Here is an 18,743-nt window from a genome sequence, read left to right on the forward strand (position 1 = left end):
CTGCATGGACGAGATTCCGGTGTGGGTGGGCGGCACGATCGCGTTCCTGCTCGGCGCGAGCGTGGGCAGCTTCGTGAGCGTTGTCGCATGGCGGCTGCCGCGCGAAGTTTCGATCGTCTCGCCGCGCTCGTATTGCGAGAGCTGCGAGCGCGCGCTGCCGTTCTGGGCGAATATCCCGATCCTAGCGTACATCGGACTGCGCGGGCGCTGCCTGATGTGCGGTGCGCCGATTTCATTCCGCCATTTCTTGGCTGAAATCTCACTTGCCGTTACGGCGCTCTTCCTGTTCCTGATGTTCCCGCTCGGCAGCGCGATCGCGCGCTTCATCCTCTGCTCGGCGCTGTGGATCGTCGCGATGATCGACTACGACTGGCGCATCGTGCCGCACGTGATCACGTTCCCGGGCATGGTCATCGGTCTCGTCGCCTCGTGGCTCCTGATGCCGGAGATTGGACTCGGCGGCGCGCTGCTCGGCCTCGTGATCGGCAGCGGCGTGTTGTTCCTCACCGGCGAGCTCTACCAGCTCGTGCGCGGCCACGAGGGTATCGGCATGGGCGACGTGTGGCTGCTCGGAATGATCGGCGCCTTTCTCGGATGGATCGGCGTCGTGTTCACGCTTTTCTTCGGCTCGATCTTCGGCGTCGTCGGCGGCGTCGCGAGCGCACTTTCCAATGACAAGGGAACTGCGCCGCCGGCCAATCCCGAGCTCGAAAAGACCGACGCCGACGTATCGATTCTGAAAACCGAAGTTCCGTTTGGCCCATTCCTCGCGATCGCGGCCGGAATCTACACGCTCTTTCAGCCGCAGTTGACGCACTGGTATTTTGGCGGCTGATGGCGCGCGGACTGTTCATCACCCTCGAAGGCGTCGAGGGCTCGGGCAAGACCACGCAGGCGGCGATCCTCGCCGACGCGCTCCGCGCCGCGGGCCGCAGCGCGATCGTCACCCACGAGCCCGGCGGTACGCGCGCGGGCGAAACGATTCGCGCGATCTTTCTCGATCCCGCGGTCAGGCTCGACGTCTCCGCCGAGCTGCTGCTCGTACTCGCCGATCGCGCGCAGCACGTGCGCGAGAAGCTCCGGCCCGCCTTGGAAGCCGGCGAGATCGTAATCTGCGATCGCTACTCCGATTCGACCACCGCGTATCAAGGCTACGGCCGCGGCTTCGATTTGAAGCTGCTCGGCGAGCTGAATCGGCTCGCGAGCGACGGCCTGAAGCCCGATCTCACGATCGTGCTCGACCTCGCCGCAGAGACCGGACTCGAGCGCACGCGCACTCGCGCCAAACACGGCGCGCGCGGCGCGGATCGTTTCGAAAGCGAGCGCAACGAGTTTCATCGCAAGGTGCGCGACGGCTTCCTCGTGATCGCCGCCGCCGAACCGAATCGCGTCACGATCATCAACGCCGATCGCGAGCGCGAAACGGTCACCGCCGAAATCAAGCGCGTCGTCGACGCGCTCATCCAGCGATGCCTCTAGACGGCCTGCGCGGCCATCGCGAGCTGGCCTCGCGGCTCTTCGACGAGCTGCGCACGCGCCCATCGCATGCGTACCTGTTTTCGGGGCCACGCGGCGTCGGCAAGGCTCTGGTTGCGGAAAGCCTCGCGCACGGCCTGTTGTGCGAGCGCTCACCGGGCGCGAAGTTCTGCTGCACGCCGGAGCATTGCCCGGTGCGGATCGGCGCCACGCAATCGGTGCGCGGCCGCGCCGCCGCCACGCCCTCGCCGCGATGCGATTGCTGTTCGGCGTGCATCCAGATCGCGACCCGCGTGCATCCAGATTTCAACTACATCGCGAAGCCTCCCGGCCGCACCGACGTGCTCATCGAGCAAGTGCGCGACCTGATCGCTCAGCTCGGTATCCGGCCCTCGCGCAGCCCAAGGCGCGTCGCGATTATCGACGACGCCGAGACGCTCAACTTGCCCGCGCAGAACGCGTTGCTGAAAACTCTTGAGGAGCCGCCGGGCCAGACGATCATCTTCATGGTAACTGCCAGCGAGCGGGCGCTGCTCGACACGATTCGCTCGCGGATGCGCCCGGTGAGATTCGGCGCGCTGGCGCCGGGCGACATCGAGCAAATCCTCGCTGCGCGCGGAATCGCGAGCCGCGAGCGCGCCGCGGCACTTGCGCGGCTCGCGCGCGGCAGCGCCGCCCGTGCGATCGCGCTGGCAGGCGGCGAGGAGCCGCCGATCAAGGAGCTCCTGAGTGCGGTTGCCAACGCCAATTCGATGGATTTCGTCCGCGCGCAGGCGCTCGCGCAGGAGTTCTTTGCCAATCGCGACCAGGCCGCGGCCAATTTCGAGCTGCTCGCGCGACTGCTCGAAGAAATACTATGCTACAAGCTGCTTGGCGCCGACGCTGGCGTCGAGGCGGCATCGAACAAGGCCCTCGCCGACAAGCTGCCGCTCGACGCGATTGTGAGTTGCCTTGACGGCGCGGTGCGCGCGGTTGAAGCGGTCGAGGCGATGGCGAATTCGCGGCTGCAGGCCGAGCAATGGTGGGTTTCGGCGGGCCGGGCGATTCGGGGTGAAAACTAGTGCCGGATATTGATCCATTCGAAGGCGGAATCGAACAGCCGAGAATAATCGGCGTCAGCCTGCAGAAGACGGGCCATCTTTCGAGCTACCTCGCGAGCGATTACCCGCTCCGGCGCGGCGATCGCGTGCTGGTCGAATCCGAAAACGGCACCCGCGTCGGCACCGTCGAGATCGAGCCGCACGAAGCGGCGCTTACGCTTGATCTCTCTGGCGTGCGGCCGATCGTGCGCGTCGCGAGCGAGGACGACCTGCGCATCGAGGAAGAAGTGATCGCGCGCGAGGCGCGCGCACGACAGCTATGCCTCGAGCGAATCCGCGAGCGCACCGTCGCAATGAAACTGGTGAGCGCCGAGTACACCTTCGATCTGCGCAAGGTGGTTTTCTATTTCGTTGCCGAGGGCCGCATCGATTTTCGCGACCTGGTGCGCGATCTCGCCAACACGCTGCGCGTGCGCGTCGAGATGAAACAGATCGGCGCGCGCGACGAGACCAAGGTGACGGGCGGCCTCGGCCCGTGCGGGCGTGAGCTGTGCTGCTCGTCGTGGCTGCGCGACTTCGAGGCGGTCACGGTCAAGATGGCGCGCGAGCAGGGCCTCGCGCTGAATCCCTCGCGCCTGGCCGGGATGTGCGGGCGGCTCAAGTGCTGCCTGCGCTACGAATACGCGACCTACACCGAGCTCAAGCGCAACATCCCGAATATCGGCAAGCGGGTGCAGAGCGTGCATGGCGACGGCAAGGTCGTGCGCCAGAACATTCTGAAGCAGACGGTGTTCATCCAACTCGACGGCGAAGGCGGGATGGTCGAGGCGACGCTCGAAGATCTCGTGGCGCGGCAGAATCAGTAGTCGCCTCGCATCGGCGCGCTAGATATTCTTTTGGGTTCGATGGCCGATCGCATTCATATCACGACCGCGATTACCTACAGCAATGGGCCGCCGCATATCGGCCACGCCTACGAGTACCTGTGCACCGACACGTTCGTACGCTATCAACGGCGCAAGCTCGGCACACAGAATGTCACGTTCGTCACCGGCACGGACGAGCACGGCCAGAAAAATCGCGACGCCGCGAGCAAGGCAGGACTCGAGCCGAAAGCATTCTCAGACAAGATCGCGGTGTTCTTTCGCGAGGCTCATAAGGGCCTCAATATCAGCGATCACATATTCGTGCGCACCACCGATCCCGTGCACGAGGCGCTGGTGCAGCGGATGCTCCAGCGCACCTTCGATTGCGGCGATATCTACTTCAAGGATTACGAGGGCCTTTACTGCGTCGGGTGCGAGCGCTTCTACACCGAGAAGGAACTGCTGCCGGGCAACATCTGCCCGACGCATAACACGCCCGTCGAACTAATTCGCGAGGGCAACTACTTCCTCAAGCTCGAGAAGTTCCGCGCCGAAATTCTGAAGCGCGCGCAGACTCCAGGATTCATCCGGCCCGAGCGCTATCGCAACGAAGCGCTGCAGATGCTCGCCGAGCCGCTCGAAGACCTCTGCATCTCGCGGCCCAAGTCGCGGCTTGATTGGGGCGTCGAGCTGCCGTTCGATAACAAGTACGTGACCTACGTCTGGTACGACGCCTTCTGGGCCTACCTGAGTGAACTGCCAGATAACAGCGACGACGCGCTGAGTCAGATACTGCCGGTAACCGAGCATTTCATCGGCAAAGACATCCTGAAGACTCACGCGGTGTACTGGCCCGCGATCTTGATGGCAGCGCAGTTGCCCGTTTACCGGCGTCTCAATGTGCACGGCTTTCTGAATTTCGGCGGCGCGCGATTTTCCAAGAGCGCGGGCAATATCGGCGATCCGGTCAGCTACGAGCGCACCTATGGTCCCGATGTGCTGCGCTTTTTTTTCCTGCGCGAAGTGACATACGGCCTCGACGGCGATTTCTCCGACGATCGAATAATCGAGCGCTACAACTCAGACCTCGCCAACGATCTAGGCAATCTCACCAGCCGCGTGCTCTCGATGGCGGCGCGCTACTTCCAGGGCGAAGTGACGGCGACGCCCGGCGCGGGCAGCGATTCGCAGGATACAGCGCTGTGCGAGGTATTCGCCACGACGGCTTCCAGAGCCAATCCGCTCGTCGACGAGCTCGCCTTCAATCGCGCGCTCGAAGCGATCTGGCAGGCGCTCGATGCGGCCAACAAGTACATCGTGGCGACGGCGCCGTTTACGATCGCGAAAGATCCGGCGCAGCTCCCTCGCGTCGCGCAGATTCTCGCGAACTTGCTCGAAGGACTGCGGGTTGTCGCTGATACGCTCGAGCCATTCATGCCCGTGACATCGCAAAGGATTCTCGACTTGCTGAATTGCGATGAAGCGACAGCGCATGCGCCGTTCGGTCAGGGCATCAAGCTGGGGCATCGCGTGAAGCCTGCGACGCCACTCTTCCCGCGTATCGAAAAAGCCAAGGAATAACGGTGCTGCCGCTGATCGACAGCCACTGTCATCTCGCGGATGCGAAATTGCGCGACGATGTCGAAGGCGTCCTCGCGCGCGCGGCGGAGGCGGGTGTGGTGCAGATGGTCTCGGTCGGCGCGATCGGACCAATCGAAAACGATCAACTGACAGTCAAGATCGCCGAGAGCCACGCCAACGTTTTCGCCGCTGTCGGCGTGCATCCGCACGACGCCAAGGATGCGACCAACGAACGCTTCGCGGCGCTGTGCGACCTCGCGAAGTCATACCGCGTAGTCGCCATCGGCGAAAGCGGCCTCGATTTTTTCTACAAGCATTCGCCGCAGGAGGCGCAGGAACAATCGCTGCGCCGCCATCTCAAGCTCGCAAACGAACTCGAACTGCCGATTGTCATTCACTGCCGCGACGCCGAGCGGCGCCTCGTCGAGATCGTGCGCGAATGCGGAATGTCGGCGGCCGGCGGCGTGATCCACTGCTTCACCGGCAACGCCGAAGCCGCGCGCGAATTCCTCGCGCTCGGCTTCCACATCTCATTCTCGGGAATTCTGACCTTCCGCAACGCCGGCCAAATCCGCGCGGCCGCCGCGATAGTCCCAGACGACCGCCTGATGGTAGAAACCGATTCGCCCTATCTCGCACCCATCCCCTACCGCGGAAAACGCAACGAACCCTCATTCGTAGTGAAGACTTTCGAGGCGCTAGCCCAAACCCGCCACTGCGATCCGCCGGCTCTCAGTAATCTGGTAGTCACCAACACCCAGCGCCTATTCCGCCTGCCGGCACTGACTAATCACATCTAATTCTCGGTATCGATTCTGATCCCCTTCCCGTGCGGGAAGGGAAGTTAGTGCGCCGAGCATTTCGCTGAATACTGAGAATTTGCTTAGCCGCGTTTCGCGGCGATGGCTTCGATTTCTACTCTGGCTTTGCGGGGGAGTGCGGCGACCTGGACGGTTGAGCGCGCGGGGTATGGAGCGCTGAAATGTTCGCCATAAACGCGATTGACGATGTCGAACTCTGAGAGGTCGACCAAGAAGATCGTGGTCTTGATAACGTCGACGAGCGAGAGACCGGCCGCCGCCAGCACTTCGCGGATATTCTCGAGCACGCGCCGCGTCTCGTGCTCGATTCCACCGTCGACAAGCGTGCCGCTGCGCGGATCGAGCGCGATCTGCCCCGAGCAGAAAATCGTTGTGCCGGTATCGATCGCCTGTGAATAAGGACCAATCGCCGCCGGCGCTTCATTAGTCTGAATCAGCTTCTTCATCGAATCTCCCCTCCCCTGACGCTCTCTCTGGTCCCCTCTCCCTGACCAGGGAGAGGCTAGGGTGAGGGTATTCCCATTCGCCGTTATCGGCAAAAAGAATCCGGACGACCCTCACCCGGCACCGCGTTTTTCACTGGTCGCTACGCGACGCGCCGACCTCTCCCTGGTCGGGGAGAGGGATTTTGAAGGAGCGGGATTGAGTGGAATCTTGCGAATAGTCACTTCGCATTGTGGTCGAATACATACTCTGGATTTCAGAACAAGGATGAATAGTTCATCCTGAAATATCAATGTTTCACGTGAAACATTTTCGGCAAGACAGAGATTTGACTGGCTATTTCGATGAGCGCGGCTGAAATACTCAGTAGCGGTGGCCGTTTTGCTGGCCGAGGCGGGCTACTCGCATCACGCCGTCGATTGCGCCGATCGAGTTCATCAGGTTGTTGAGCTGGCGCGCGCTGCTGACGCTCACTTCGAATACTGCCAGCGCGCGCCCATCGGCGCCGCGCGTTTTCACTTCGGCGGTCGAGATGTTCACGCCGGCGGACGCGATCGCCTTCGTCATCGCGGCGAGCAATCCCGGCTGATCGACGGACAGCACTTCGAGGCGAATCGGGCGCGGCTCTTCTTCGCCGTCTTTCCAGACCACCGGGACGCGCCGCTGCGGATCGGTGTTCAGCGCGTGCGGACATCCCGCGACGTGGACCGTGACGCCGCGCCCGCGCGTGATGAATCCGGTGATCGCCTCGCCCGGAAGCGGATTGCAGCACTTGGCGAAGCGCACCATCATGTCGCCGACGCCTGACACCACGACCGCTCCTGAAGCCGCCCGGCGCAGCTCACGCGATGCGCGATCCTTCTGCGCCGGCGCGTCGGAGGGCGCTTTCTCGTGACGATAAGCCTTGATCTCATCGGGCGTGAGAACCCTATTCAGCACCTGGGTCGGCGTGACCAGCCCGTAACCCACCGCCGCGAGCAGGCTTTCGACGTCGCGCTGCGAGAACTCCTTGAGCACGGGTTCGAATCGATGATCGGCGCGCAGCTGATGCACGGTGAGCTTGAGCTGTTCGAGCTCGCGATCGAGTAGCGAGATTCCGAGATCGCGCGAGCGCTCCGCCTGCTGCTGGCGAAGCCATTGCCGGATGCGCGATTTGGCGCGCGCCGTCGCGACGTAGTTCGCCCAATCCTTACCCGGCGTCTGCCGCTCCGAGGTGAGGACCTCGACGGTGTCGCCCGACTTAAGCTTGTAGCGCAGCGGCACCATCCTGCCGTTCACCCGCGCACCTGACAGATGGTTACCAACCTGCGAATGGATTCGATATGCGAAGTCGATGACGGTCGAGCCCTGCGGAAAATCGAGCACGTCGCCCTTGGGCGTGAAGACGAAAACCTCCTCGGGGAAAAGGTCGTCCTTGACCGTCGATAAAAACTCCTGCGGGTCCTTGAGATTCTGCTGCCATTCGATGAGCCGGCGGAGCCATGCGAAACGCTCGGTCTCGCGCATCTCCTTGGAGTTGCCTTCCTTGTAGCTCCAATGCGCGGCGATGCCTTCCTCGGCCACCTTGTGCATCTCGCGCGTGCGAATCTGCACTTCCATCCGCTGCCCGCGCGGCCCGATCACCGTCGTATGCAGCGACTGGTACATGTTGACCTTGGGCAGCGCGATGTAATCCTTGAAGCGCCCGGGCACCGGCTTCCAGTTCGCGTGCACGACGCCCAGCGCTTCGTAGCATTCGCGCACGGTATCGACGATGATGCGAAAGGCGACGAGGTCGTAGATCTCCTCGAAGCTGAGCCCCATCTCCTGCATCTTGGAATGTATCGAGTAGAAGTGCTTGGGCCGTCCGGTGACTTCCGCTTTCACTCCTGATTCGAGCAGGCGCCGCGACAGGATTTCGATCACCGCCGCGATATATTCCTCGCGCTCCTTGCGCGTCTTGGCGACGTAGGCCTTGAGCGTCCCGTAGGCGGAAGTGTTGAGGTAGCGGAACGAGAGATCCTCGAGCTCGGATTTTAGCCAGTAGATACCGAGGCGATGCGCGATCGGGGCGTAGATCTCGATCGTCTCGCGCGCGATCTCATGCTGGCGCTCGGGCGACAGATGCTCGAGCGTGCGCATGTTGTGCAGGCGATCGGCGAGCTTGATGAGCACGACGCGGATGTCGTGCGCCATCGCGATGACCATCTTGCGGAAATTCTCGGCCTGCTTCTCTTCGCGGCTCTGGAAGCTGACTTTGGAGATCTTCGTGACGCCATCGACGAGTTGCGCGACTTCGGCGCCGAAGAGCTCGCGCACTTCGGTCAGTGAAACACCGGTGTCTTCGACGACGTCGTGAAGCAGTCCCGTCACGATCGATGGCACGTCGAGCTTGAGCCGCGCGATTATCATCGCGACGTTCAGCGGATGAATGACGTAGGGCTCGCCGGAATCGCGCTTCTGCCCGACGTGCATCCGCGCCGAGTAATCGTAAGCGCGGCGGATCAGATCGAAATCAGCCGAAGGATTGTAGGACTGGACGAGCCGCAGGAGCTCGTCGAGATGGTCAGGCAGACTTTGAGCTTGCGCTAACTCTTCCACGGTTCAAAGTCCGTGCGCAGCCGCGCGACCTTCATCCGCTCGGCGGCGACGATCGCTGCGAGGCGGGCGAGCGATTCTTCGACGTGCTCGTTAATAATCAGGTAGTCGTATTCGGGATACGCGAGCGCCTCTTCGCGCGCACGATCCAGCCGATGCTGGATTTTGTCCTCGGTTTCGGTGCCGCGGCCACGCAGGCGGCCCTCGAGATCCTTGAAGCTGGGCGGCAGGACGAAAATCGTGACGGCGTCGTCGGGATAGATCTCGCGAATCTGCTGCGCGCCCTGGATATCGATATCGAGCAGGATGTCGGTGCCGGAATCGACCGCAGCATCGAGCGGCTCGCGCGGCGTGCCGTAAGAGGAATCGAAAACCTGGGCCCACTCCGCCAGTTCGTTCGCGCCCAGCTTACGTTTGAACTCGTCGTCGCTCACGAATCGATAGTCAATACCTGCGACTTCGCCCTCGCGCGGCTTGCGCGTGGTTAACGAAACCGATGCCTCCAGACCCGCGATTTGCTTGCGTGCGGCGCGCGAAATTGTCGTTTTTCCGGCGCCGGACGGGGCCGAGAGAATGAAAATTATACCGCGTCGTTGCGGCAAGGAAGCATCTATCATTCAAGGCTAACCGAGCGGGCGGAGCATTGCAAATGGCGTTTTATATGACAAGGCTACTCGACGTTCTGCACTTGCTCGCGCATCTTCTCCGCCTCCGCCTTGACCTCGACCGTCACCTGCGAGAGCGCCGCGCTCTGCGACTTGGAGCCCATCGTATTCACTTCGCGATTGATTTCCTGGAGCAGGAACTCGATCGACTTGCCGACCTGACCCTTGCGCTTGAGCAGCGTCTTGAGGCCGTCGAGATGCGTGCGCAGCCGAATCAGTTCCTCGGTGATATCGCCGTGCTGCGATGCCGATGAAGCTTCCTCGTAAAGCCGCTTCTCGTTGACCGGCAACTCGGCGAGCAGCTCGCGCACGCGCTTTTCGAAATTGGCGCGGATATCGGCGCGGGTCTTCTCGGCGAGATGTTCAATTTTGGGAATCGCCGAGCTGATCGCGTCGATACGCGTTGCAAAGTCCTTGTGCAGACTGCGTCCTTCGCGCACGCGCTCGGCCTCGAGGTGCTTCAGCGCGTCTTTCAGCGCCTTCATCCCGAGCTCGATCGCGTGCGTGGGCTCGCTCTCCTCTTCGACGACGTGAAAAATTTCGGGCCGATTCAAAATGACTTCGATACTGAGCTCGCCGTTAAGCTTGAGATTCTTGCCGACGCGGCGCAGCTCCTTGACGTAGAGGTTAGCGAGATTTTCGTTGACCTCGAGGCGCGCCCGCGGCGGCTTGAGCGCGACGGCCTTGATAAACAGCTCGACGCGGCCGCGCGCGACGACGGCCTGCACCAGCTTGCGGATTTCGGCTTCCTGCTCGCCCCATCCGCGCGGCAGCACCGCTTTGAGCTCGAAGAATCTCTGGTTGAGCGCGCGGACCTCTGCGGTGACGCGCGTTCCATTGCGCTCGACCACGCCGCGGCCGAAGCCTGTCATGCTTCGCATCTCAGCCCACCTTGCCCTTGTCGCGCAAACATTCGAGATAAACTTCGAGTGTTTGTTCGGCCATCGCCGTCATCGAGTATTCCTTTGCGATACGCGCGTTAGCGTTCATTCCAAGTTGCCGCCTCCGGTCGGGGTTGTTCAAGAGGCTCGACAGAGCCGCGGCGAGGGCGTTTGTGTCAGCAGGAGGGACCTGCAGCCCGGTGTTTTCATCCTCGACCAGCTCCGCGAGACCGCCTGTTTTGCTCGCGACGACCGGCAAGCCGCAGGCCATTGCCTCGAGCGCCGCGACGCCGAGGCCTTCGAGAATCGATGGCATCGCGAAGATATCGAGCGCCCACAGAATCGCACGCGGGTCCTCGACCCGGCCGAGCATCGACACGCGGTCGCCGCATCCGAGTTTTGCCACTTCCGCTGCGAGTTCGGATCGAATCGAGCCATCGCCCGCGATGAAGCATCGGACATTTGCGTCGGAGATCGAGGCGATCGCGCGCAGCAGGCAACGCTGGCCCTTGCGTTCCTCGAGCGCACCGACCGCGCCGATCGCGATCGTATGAGCGTCGATGCCCAACGTCTCGCGGGCGCGGGCGCGTTGCTCAGCGGTCGGCGGCCGAAAATATTCGGTATCGACGCCGCTCGGAACGATCGTGATCCTCGATCGCGCCACGCCAACATCGACGAGCGAATCCGCCACGGCCGATGAGATCGCGATCGTGCGATCGACACCGCGGCCGTAAAGGAACGGCGCCAGCATCCGATTCGGCCTGTAATCCATGCGCCGCGTCACGATCGCCACGGGTGCGCATCCGCGCACGAACGGCGCCATCGCGTGCGCACGCGAGGTGTGAAAGTGCACGACGTCGAAACCGCCAACGCTCAGGATCGCGCGGAGACGGAGTGCGGCGCTAATGTCGATCGCGTTGCGAATCTTGAGCGGATAACAAACGACTCCCTCGGCGCGCGCCCGCTCCCAGAGCCGCCCCGCGTGATTGCAGATGATCTCCGCTTGATGCCCGCGGCGCACCAGCTCGCGCGTGAGCGCCATTACCTGCGTCTCACCGCCGGCGAAGCGCAGCTCGGGATCGACGCCCGCAATTCTGAGCGGATGCGGCGCGCCTCTCGCGACATCGCAATCGCCATGCGCCGCCGCGGCTTCATGATGTCCGGGCGAGCTCAATCGAAAAACCGGTAGTAGAGAATCGCGCCGAAAGCAGTGATCGAATCGCGCCAGCCGATCTTTTTGCCCTCTTCATACGTGCGGCCCGAATACGAAACCGGCACCTCGTAGATTCGCCATCTCGCGCGCGCGGCCTTGGCCGTGATCTCGGGTTCGAAGGTGAAGCGGTTCGCCGAGAGCTTGAGCGCGGCGAGCTTCGCGCGCACGAAGGCCTTCATCCCGGTTTCCATGTCGCTCAGGTTGAGGTCGCTCACCATGTTCGAGGCAAGCGTCACGAGCCGGTTGCCCAAGAAATGCCAGAAGAGCAGCACGCGATGCGGCCCGCCCAAAAATCGCGAGCCGTAAACCATGTCGGCGCGGCCATCGAGCAGCGGGCCGATCATCAGGTGATAGTCGCGCGGGTCGTATTCGAGGTCGGCGTCCTGCACGAACACGTAAGGATTGGTCGCCGCGGCGAAGCCGAGCCTGAGCGCCGCGCCCTTGCCGCGATTGACGCTGTGAAAGAAGCATCGCACGCGCGGATGTTCGAAGGTGCCGAGGAAGTCGCGCGTGCCGTCGGTCGAGGCATCATCAACGACGATCACTTCCACGTCGAAGCCGCAATTCAGCACGCGGTCGATGACCTTGCCGATGGTTTCGACCTCGTTGAAGACGGGGATAACGACCGAGATTTTAACTGGCTCGGGCATTGCCCTCCTGCAGTTTCGCGGGAGTAACCATCGGTGTTGGATGCGCCGGTGCGAGGCCGCCGTCACGCTTGACCCGCGCCGCGAGCATCGCGAGCATCCGCCGCCGGACCGCGGGCGAAGCGCCAATCTCGGCGGCGTAGCTCTTCCATACGCGCATCCGATCCATATTCGTCAAGCCTGGAACGTCGTAGTGGCCGAGCTGGACCAGATTGCGCAGGCGCGGGCGCCATCGGATCGAGCGCGAGCGGCTGGTGCGTTCGTGATCGATGAAAACGATTCGCAGCGGCGCTCCCGGCGCCACGACGACGTTGAACGGTGTGAGGTCGCCGTGAACGAAGCCCGCGCGATGCATCCGGGCGACTGCGATGCCGAGCATATGCAAGACAGCGCGCTTGCGCGCGAGCGATTCGCGATACGGTCCCATGTGACGCGCAGCTAGCAGGCCCTCGGCACGCCGCGTCACGACCATCTCGCGGCCGCCAATTCGCTCGGTCGCGACGAGCAGAACCTCGGGCGCGTTGATGCCGTTGGCGTTGAGTTCCGTCTCGATTCGCGCCAGATGCAGCGCGCGCGAGCCGCGGAACTTGCGTTTCAGCGCGCCGATTCCGTGCGGCGAATCGAAGACCTTGATGAACGCGTCGCAGCGCATCCCGGAATCGTCGGCAAACTCGACCACGCGCGTCGCTGCGTTCAGCGTGCGGCGGACCAACTGTCCGCGCCCCGCCGTGGCTTCGAGCGCCAACCCGATAAGCGCTTCGCGAGCGGCAGGCGTATCGAGGCCGGGCACGACGAAACGCCATCCGTCGCGTTCAATTGCGCGGCGCGAGATCATCGCTCGGCCTCGGCGTGAATCGACGCGCCGCGATCGGCGATCGCCCGCCTGATCGTTAAGGCCACGTCGGCCGTGGCGATGCGATGCATGCATTCGCGGCCGATGGGGCAATCGCGCAGGTAGCACGGATGACACGGGATCTCGCCGCTAAGCGCATACTGCGCGAAGCCCCACGGCGCCGAGCGCTCCGCCGCGGTCGAGCCCCACAGCGACACGATCGGACATCCGACGGCGGCCGCGATATGCATCGGACCCGAATCGGGACCAAACGCCGCGGCGCATTCCGCGAAGATCGCGATCAGATCGCGCAGCGTCGTGCGCTCGACAAGGTTGAGGATCGGCGCACCCTCGAGATGCGCAATCACATCGGCGGCGAGGCGCGACTCGCCCGGTCCGCCAAGCAGCACCGGGAAGAGCGCGTGCGATCCTTCGGCAGGATGCGTCAACTCGCGAATGACCGCCGCAGTCTCTTCGGCAGGATAGATGCGGCTCGGCCATGATGAACCGAGAATCACGCCGAGCAGAGGGCGTGGCGCATCGGCGAGCATCGCATGAGCGCGTTCGCGCTCGCTCTCAGAGCCAACGAGCCCGAACTCGATCGGCGCGGGCGGCAGTCCGAGCGCATCGCCGAACGCCTGGTATTGCTCGAGCTTGAGCCGCATGTTCGGCTGCGGCGCAATTTGCTTGGTGGAAAACAGATGGTTGAATTCTTTTGTGTTGGCGCGATCGAAGCCCCACCGCGTCGGCGCACCCGAGATCCGCGAAGTCACGCCACTTTTCAAATGGCGCTGCAGATCGATCACGAGATCGAAGTGCCCGCGCCGCACGCGATTCAGGAATGGCAGGAAGTCAAAAGGCGCTCGCCTGCGGTCGTAGAGGATGATTTCATCTATCCAGGGATGGCCTTCGAGGACGGCCTGCGACTTCGGCTCAATCGCCCACGCGATATGAGCGTCGGGCCATGCGCGCCGCATCCGCCCGACGAGCGGCAGCGCGCGGACGACATCGCCAATCGCGCCCAGCAGCACGATCAGGACACGGTGCGGTGAAACTTGATTTGCCTGTAGTGCGTCAGTGGTTGACATCCTGAGCGGCCCGATAGCGTCTCCAGCGCACGATGATAACGACGGATTGAACCGCGGGATAGCCCGACATCGACGCCCTCCGAAAAGATCCCGAAGCTGAGAAGAAACCGACCCATACGTTGCTGGCGCTCTGCGAATAACCTCGCCCGCAAAGCGGGAGAGGTCTGAGGGAACGCAGTCTGAGTTCATGCTGTGTTACATCCGGGTGAGGGTCCAGCGACAGGAGCGTATAGCAGATCTGCGCTAACATTCTGCCTGACTACGCGCGCTACACCCTCATCCGCGCGTCACGGCGCTTGCGAAAAAGAATCGCAAACGCCCCGCCGCGCGACCTCTCCCGCTTTGCGGGCGAGGTTAATTATCAGCGGCGAAGAATTATTTGTGGCAACAGCTTAGGCGACTGCCCAATCAGCGGTCGCATTCGCCGCCGATCATGTTGACCATGCCGAAGGTGGTGATTATGTCGGCGATCATGTGGCCCTTTAACATTTTGTTGAGTGCGCTCATCGCGAGGAAGCAGGGCGGCCTCACCCGCACGCGGTACGGGCGGCCGCTGCCGTCGCTGACCACGAAAAAGCCCAGCTCGCCGTTGGCGCCTTCTACGGCCTGGTAGACCTCGCCGGGCGGCACCTTGATGCCTTCCATGATGAGCTTGAAGTGGTTCATCAAGCCTTCGATGGAGTTGTAGACCTTTTCCTTCGGCGGCAGCACGACCTTGGGGTCAGTGATCGACACGGGGCCCTCGGGAATCTGCTTGAGCGCCTGCTCGATGATCTTCTTCGCTTCGTAGATCTCGCGGAATCGCACCTGGAAGCGATCGTAGTTGTCGCCGCGCTCGCCCAGCGGCACTTCGAATTCCATGCGATCGTAAACGAGGTACGGATGCGCCTTGCGCACGTCGTATGCGATGCCGCTCGCGCGCAGCAGCGGTCCGCTCAGCGCGTACGAGATCGCGTCTTCCTTGGGCAGGATGCCGATGCCGGACATACGATCGATGAAGACGCGGTTGCGTGACAACAGCCCGTCACAATCGGTGAGCACCTTGTCGAGCATATCGAAGCAATGCTTCACGCGATCGTTGAAATCCGTCGGCAGGTCATGAACGACGCCGCCGACGCGGCACCACGTCACGGTGAGGCGCGCGCCCGTCACCGCCTCGACCAGGTCGTAGAGCATCTCGCGCGCTTCGAGCGTATAGAACGCCACGGTCGTCGCACCGACCTCACTCGACGCCATCCCAAGGCAGGTCAGGTGATCGGTGATGCGCGAGATCTCGCTCATGATGAGGCGCACGTACTTGCCGCGCTCGGGCAGATCGATGTCGAGCAGCTTTTCGACCGCGAGCGCGAAGCCGACGTTGTTGATCAGCGGTGACGCGTAGTTGAGCCGATCGGTATAGGGAAAGCATTGCGTCCAGGTGCCCTGCTCGCACATCTTCTCGAACGCGCGATGCAGGTAGCCGACCTCGACGTCGCAATCGACGATCCGCTCGCCGTCGAGCTTGAGATTGAACTTGATGGTGCCGTGGGACGCGGGATGCGACGGCCCCATCTGGATTTCCATGATCTCGTCGGCGGGATCGGACGCCTCGATTTTTTCTTTCCAGCGTGCAGGTAGCATCGGATTTTTCTATCGCGACATGCGCAGCGGTTTCAGCACCGGATCGGTCTCTTCAACGATCGGCTGGCGCTTCTGGTAGTTGTAATCCTTGCGCAGCGGATGGCCCTCGAACGAATCGTAGAGCAGGATCCGCCGCAGATCGGGATGCCCGCGGAACTGGATGCCGAACATGTCGAAGGCCTCACGCTCGAGCCAGTCGGCCGCCTTCCACAGATCGATCGCGCTATCAATCCACGCATCGTCGCCGTCGATACTGACCTTGAGGCGCAGGCGATGGTTCTTCGTCAGCGAGTTGAGGTTATAGACCACGTCGAAGCGCGGCTTGCGCTGATCCCAGTCAACCGCCGTCAGGTCGGACAGGAAGTTGAATTCGAATCCCGGCTCGTCGCGCAGCGCGCGCAGGATCTCATGCGCTTTGTCGCGCGCAACGACGATCCATTCCTCGCCATGCGTGGTGTCGCTCGCGAGCACTTCGGCGCCGAAGCGCTCTTTAACCTTATCGAGAATCATTCAGTTGTAACTCTGGCTCAGTCCCAATCGAGCGCGCCGCGCTGCCACGCGTAGATCAGGCCCACGGCGAGAATCGCGATGAAGATCAGCGCCTCGACGAACCCGAACATCCCAAGCTGCCGTATCTCGACCGCCCACGGATAGAGGAAGATCACTTCGACATCGAAAACCAAAAACAGGATCGCGGTCAGGTAGAAGCGCACCGAAAAACGGCCCCACGCGCTGCCGGTCGGGGGATTGCCGCACTCGAACGCCTCGCCCTTGATTTTCGAGGGGCGCTTGGGACCGACGAGCATGTTGAGCGTGCACATCACGCCCACCACGAGCCCGGCCACGGCCAGGGTAACTATCACTGGAAACCACGTCGTCATGAGGACCGCCGAAAAGAATCGCTTATCAAACCATCATTACCCGATGAGCACTGCTTTTCCAAATGGAAATCCTGCGCTGCCCACTATAGCGGCACGGCCGTGACGATTCATCAAGCCGCAGCCTATGATTCGGCACTTCTCAGCATATTTCAATCGATCGAAGTACTCGGGGCACGAGCCTTCGCACGCGTGCACCCGCTCCGTGCCATCCGCTAGACTCGAAGCGTGAGCGAAGCCGACGATCGGGCCCGGATGACATGGGCGGCGGAGGCCGTCGCGATGCGATGGCCGGTCGCAGCGGTCTCCCGCGCCGATTTGTTGCGTGGCGATCTTTCGACGCGCCGCTTCTGGCGCCTGCATCTCGAGTCGGCCGCGGGTGATGGAGAGCAGCCGCCGACGAGCGCGATTGTGATCGATCTGGGACCCGATGATCTGCCCGGCTACGCGCGCGCCCTGCGGCTGCTCCACGAGCCGTTGCCCGAGCCGCCCTGGATCAATGTTCATCGCTTTCTCGCGTCGATCGGTGTCGCCGTCCCCGCGCTCTACGCCCATTCGAATCCTCATCGCGCGCTGCTGGTCGAAGACGTGGGCATGCTCTCGGTGTTCGACTCGTGCCGCCAGGTACCATCGAACGCCGCCGACCTGTTTCGCCTCGCCATCGACGAGCTGCTGAAAATTCATGTCGAAGGAACCAGGCGGATTCATCATCGATGCTTCGCGTCGTCGATCAACTACGATCGCAAGTTGTTCATCTGGGAGCTGTCGCAGTTTGTCGAGTTGACGCTGTCGGAAGTCGCGCCCGGATGCGATCGGGCCGCGGTTTACGCCGAGCTCGACGATCTCGCCGAGCGCCTCGATCGCTATCCGCGCGTGCTGTCGCATCGCGACTATCACGGGCAGAATCTCTACGTGCAGGACGGGCCGCGGCTGCGCGTGATCGATTTCCAGGACGCGCTGATGGCTCCAGGAGCGCACGATCTCGCGGTGCTGCTCACGACTCGCGACACGGGCCAGCTCGTGTCGCAGAACCTGGAGCGCCGTCTGCTCGACTATTACTATGCGGGACTCGCGCGGCGGCAGGCCGTCACGATCGGGATCGACGATTTCTTCATGAGCTACCGTTACTCAGTCATCCAGCACGCGCTCAAGATGAGCGGGCGCTTCATGATGTTCGAACGCGACGGCAAGCATGGCTATGCGCAGTACGTGCCGCACGCGCTCGATGAGGCGCGGCGGATGCTCGCCGACATGCATGCGATCTTTCCTCAGCTCTGCGCCGCGCTCGGCGTCGAGGAGCAGCGGCGCTCGCGATGAGGGCTCTGGTGCTTGCGGCCGGAGTCGGCGAACGATTGCGTCCGCTCACCGAAACGACGCCCAAGCCGATGCTCGATCTGAACGGGCGCCCGCTCATCCATTACGCGCTCGCGATGCTGAAGCGGGCCGGCATCACCGAAGTTGCGGTGAACGTGCATCACCTCGCGGGCGAGCTTCAGTCCGCGCTGGGCGATGGATCGCAGCTCGGCCTGCATATCACGTGGGCGCCGGAGCCGGTCCTGCTCGGCACCGGCGGTCCGCTCAACGGGCTCAGGGATTTTCTGCGCGACGACACTTTCGTGATCGCTAACAGCGACACGATTTTAGATCTCGATCTCGCCAAGGTCATCGCGTTTCATCGTGATCGCGGCGCGCTTGCGACGATCGGACTGAATCGCCCCGAGAACCTCGACTATTACAGCCGCTTCGAGCTCGACAACGATTCGCGCATCCGCCGGGTGCGCCTGCTGAAGCGCCGCTCGCCGCTCGAATACGATGACTATCCGCCCGATGCTGACTTCAAGACTGCTGCGAGCGACTACATGTATTGCGGGTTCATCGTCATCGAGCCGGCGTGTCTCGACCTGATTCCGCAAACGCCGCCGTGGAGCCTCTTTCAAGGTCTGTTCGCGCCGATGGTCGCGCGCGGACTGCCGGTCTTCGGCTGGATACATCGCGGATTGATGCGCACGGTCGATGATCTCGAGACCTACGAACATCTGCGCCAAGAGTTCACAGAGCGTCCGCCGAAACTGCTTTTGGACTGAGCGGTTTGTGCGTGGAATCGCGCAAAGCGC

At 62.6% G+C, this 18,743-nt stretch carries 19 protein-coding genes; 8 read left to right on the plus strand and 11 right to left on the minus strand.

Annotated elements, in window-relative coordinates:
* The first annotated feature begins 4 nt into the window (after positions 1–4).
* From VMA09_04600 to VMA09_04625, 6 genes are read left to right on the plus strand one after another with little or no spacing between them, the layout of a single operon-like run.
* Positions 5–835, plus strand: coding sequence for a prepilin peptidase (locus VMA09_04600; GenBank protein ID HUA32860.1), 831 nt, complete (start codon positions 5–7; stop codon positions 833–835).
* Positions 835–1,479 carry a dTMP kinase gene (gene tmk, locus VMA09_04605; GenBank protein ID HUA32861.1) on the plus strand — a complete coding sequence of 215 codons (645 nt, stop codon included), beginning with the start codon at positions 835–837 and terminating at the stop codon, positions 1,477–1,479. The genes VMA09_04600 and tmk overlap by 1 nt, the downstream gene beginning before the upstream one ends.
* The gene (locus tag VMA09_04610; protein ID HUA32862.1) at positions 1,470–2,537 is read left to right on the plus strand and encodes a hypothetical protein; all 1,068 of its coding nucleotides are present in this window, start codon (positions 1,470–1,472) and stop codon (positions 2,535–2,537) included. The genes tmk and VMA09_04610 overlap by 10 nt, the downstream gene beginning before the upstream one ends.
* The gene (gene ricT / locus VMA09_04615; protein HUA32863.1) at positions 2,537–3,382 is read left to right on the plus strand and encodes a regulatory iron-sulfur-containing complex subunit RicT; all 846 of its coding nucleotides are present in this window, start codon (positions 2,537–2,539) and stop codon (positions 3,380–3,382) included. The genes VMA09_04610 and ricT overlap by 1 nt, the downstream gene beginning before the upstream one ends.
* Before the next feature lie 39 nt (positions 3,383–3,421).
* Positions 3,422–4,963, plus strand: a complete 1,542-nt coding sequence (gene metG / locus VMA09_04620) for a methionine--tRNA ligase (GenBank protein ID HUA32864.1) — start codon at positions 3,422–3,424, stop codon at positions 4,961–4,963.
* Positions 4,964–4,965: 2 nt separating this feature from the next.
* Complete coding sequence (locus VMA09_04625) at positions 4,966–5,763, plus strand: TatD family hydrolase (protein HUA32865.1); 798 nt, start codon at positions 4,966–4,968, stop codon at positions 5,761–5,763.
* A gap of 83 nt (positions 5,764–5,846) precedes the next feature.
* On the opposite strand, the gene VMA09_04630 is transcribed toward VMA09_04625, so the two are convergent.
* From VMA09_04630 to VMA09_04680, 11 genes are all read right to left on the minus strand, one after another.
* Positions 5,847–6,230, minus strand: coding sequence for a RidA family protein (locus tag VMA09_04630; GenBank protein ID HUA32866.1), 384 nt, complete (start codon positions 6,228–6,230; stop codon positions 5,847–5,849).
* A gap of 361 nt (positions 6,231–6,591) precedes the next feature.
* Positions 6,592–8,808: a bifunctional (p)ppGpp synthetase/guanosine-3',5'-bis(diphosphate) 3'-pyrophosphohydrolase gene (locus tag VMA09_04635; GenBank protein HUA32867.1), complete on the minus strand. Its 2,217-nt coding sequence runs from the start codon at positions 8,806–8,808 to the stop codon at positions 6,592–6,594.
* Positions 8,796–9,407 carry a guanylate kinase gene (gmk, locus tag VMA09_04640; protein HUA32868.1) on the minus strand — a complete coding sequence of 204 codons (612 nt, stop codon included), beginning with the start codon at positions 9,405–9,407 and terminating at the stop codon, positions 8,796–8,798. The genes VMA09_04635 and gmk overlap by 13 nt, the downstream gene beginning before the upstream one ends.
* Positions 9,408–9,475: 68 nt before the next feature.
* Positions 9,476–10,351 (minus strand): YicC/YloC family endoribonuclease, encoded by an 876-nt coding sequence (locus VMA09_04645; protein HUA32869.1) that lies wholly within the window; start codon positions 10,349–10,351, stop codon positions 9,476–9,478.
* Between the two features lies 1 nt (position 10,352).
* A complete protein-coding gene (locus VMA09_04650) occupies positions 10,353–11,525 on the minus strand; it encodes a glycosyltransferase family 4 protein (protein ID HUA32870.1) in 1,173 nt (390 codons plus the stop codon).
* Entirely contained in the window at positions 11,522–12,214 is a 693-nt protein-coding gene (locus tag VMA09_04655) for a glycosyltransferase family 2 protein (protein ID HUA32871.1), read from the minus strand. Before VMA09_04655 ends, VMA09_04650 begins: the two co-directional genes overlap by 4 nt.
* Positions 12,198–13,046 carry a lipopolysaccharide kinase InaA family protein gene (locus VMA09_04660; protein HUA32872.1) on the minus strand — a complete coding sequence of 283 codons (849 nt, stop codon included), beginning with the start codon at positions 13,044–13,046 and terminating at the stop codon, positions 12,198–12,200. The genes VMA09_04655 and VMA09_04660 overlap by 17 nt, the downstream gene beginning before the upstream one ends.
* Positions 13,043–14,131 (minus strand): glycosyltransferase family 9 protein, encoded by a 1,089-nt coding sequence (locus VMA09_04665; GenBank protein HUA32873.1) that lies wholly within the window; start codon positions 14,129–14,131, stop codon positions 13,043–13,045. Before VMA09_04665 ends, VMA09_04660 begins: the two co-directional genes overlap by 4 nt.
* Positions 14,132–14,539: 408 nt before the next feature.
* The gene (locus VMA09_04670) at positions 14,540–15,751 is read right to left on the minus strand and encodes an NADH-quinone oxidoreductase subunit D (GenBank protein HUA32874.1); all 1,212 of its coding nucleotides are present in this window, start codon (positions 15,749–15,751) and stop codon (positions 14,540–14,542) included.
* A 9-nt stretch (positions 15,752–15,760) separates the two neighbouring features.
* Positions 15,761–16,261 (minus strand): NADH-quinone oxidoreductase subunit C, encoded by a 501-nt coding sequence (locus tag VMA09_04675; GenBank protein HUA32875.1) that lies wholly within the window; start codon positions 16,259–16,261, stop codon positions 15,761–15,763.
* Between the two features lie 17 nt (positions 16,262–16,278).
* On the minus strand, positions 16,279–16,632 hold the full coding sequence (locus tag VMA09_04680) for an NADH-quinone oxidoreductase subunit A (protein ID HUA32876.1): 354 nt from the start codon (positions 16,630–16,632) through the stop codon (positions 16,279–16,281).
* Between the two features lie 225 nt (positions 16,633–16,857).
* On the opposite strand from VMA09_04680, the gene VMA09_04685 reads away from it, so the two are divergent.
* Both VMA09_04685 and VMA09_04690 read left to right on the plus strand, forming a co-directional pair.
* The gene (locus VMA09_04685; GenBank protein HUA32877.1) at positions 16,858–17,946 is read left to right on the plus strand and encodes a phosphotransferase; all 1,089 of its coding nucleotides are present in this window, start codon (positions 16,858–16,860) and stop codon (positions 17,944–17,946) included.
* Complete coding sequence (locus VMA09_04690) at positions 17,943–18,713, plus strand: NDP-sugar synthase (GenBank protein HUA32878.1); 771 nt, start codon at positions 17,943–17,945, stop codon at positions 18,711–18,713. The genes VMA09_04685 and VMA09_04690 overlap by 4 nt, the downstream gene beginning before the upstream one ends.
* The last annotated feature ends 30 nt before the right edge of the window (positions 18,714–18,743 follow it).

It is taken from the genome of Candidatus Binataceae bacterium (genome assembly GCA_035508495.1).
GTDB lineage: Bacteria > Desulfobacterota > Binatia > Binatales > Binataceae > JASHPB01.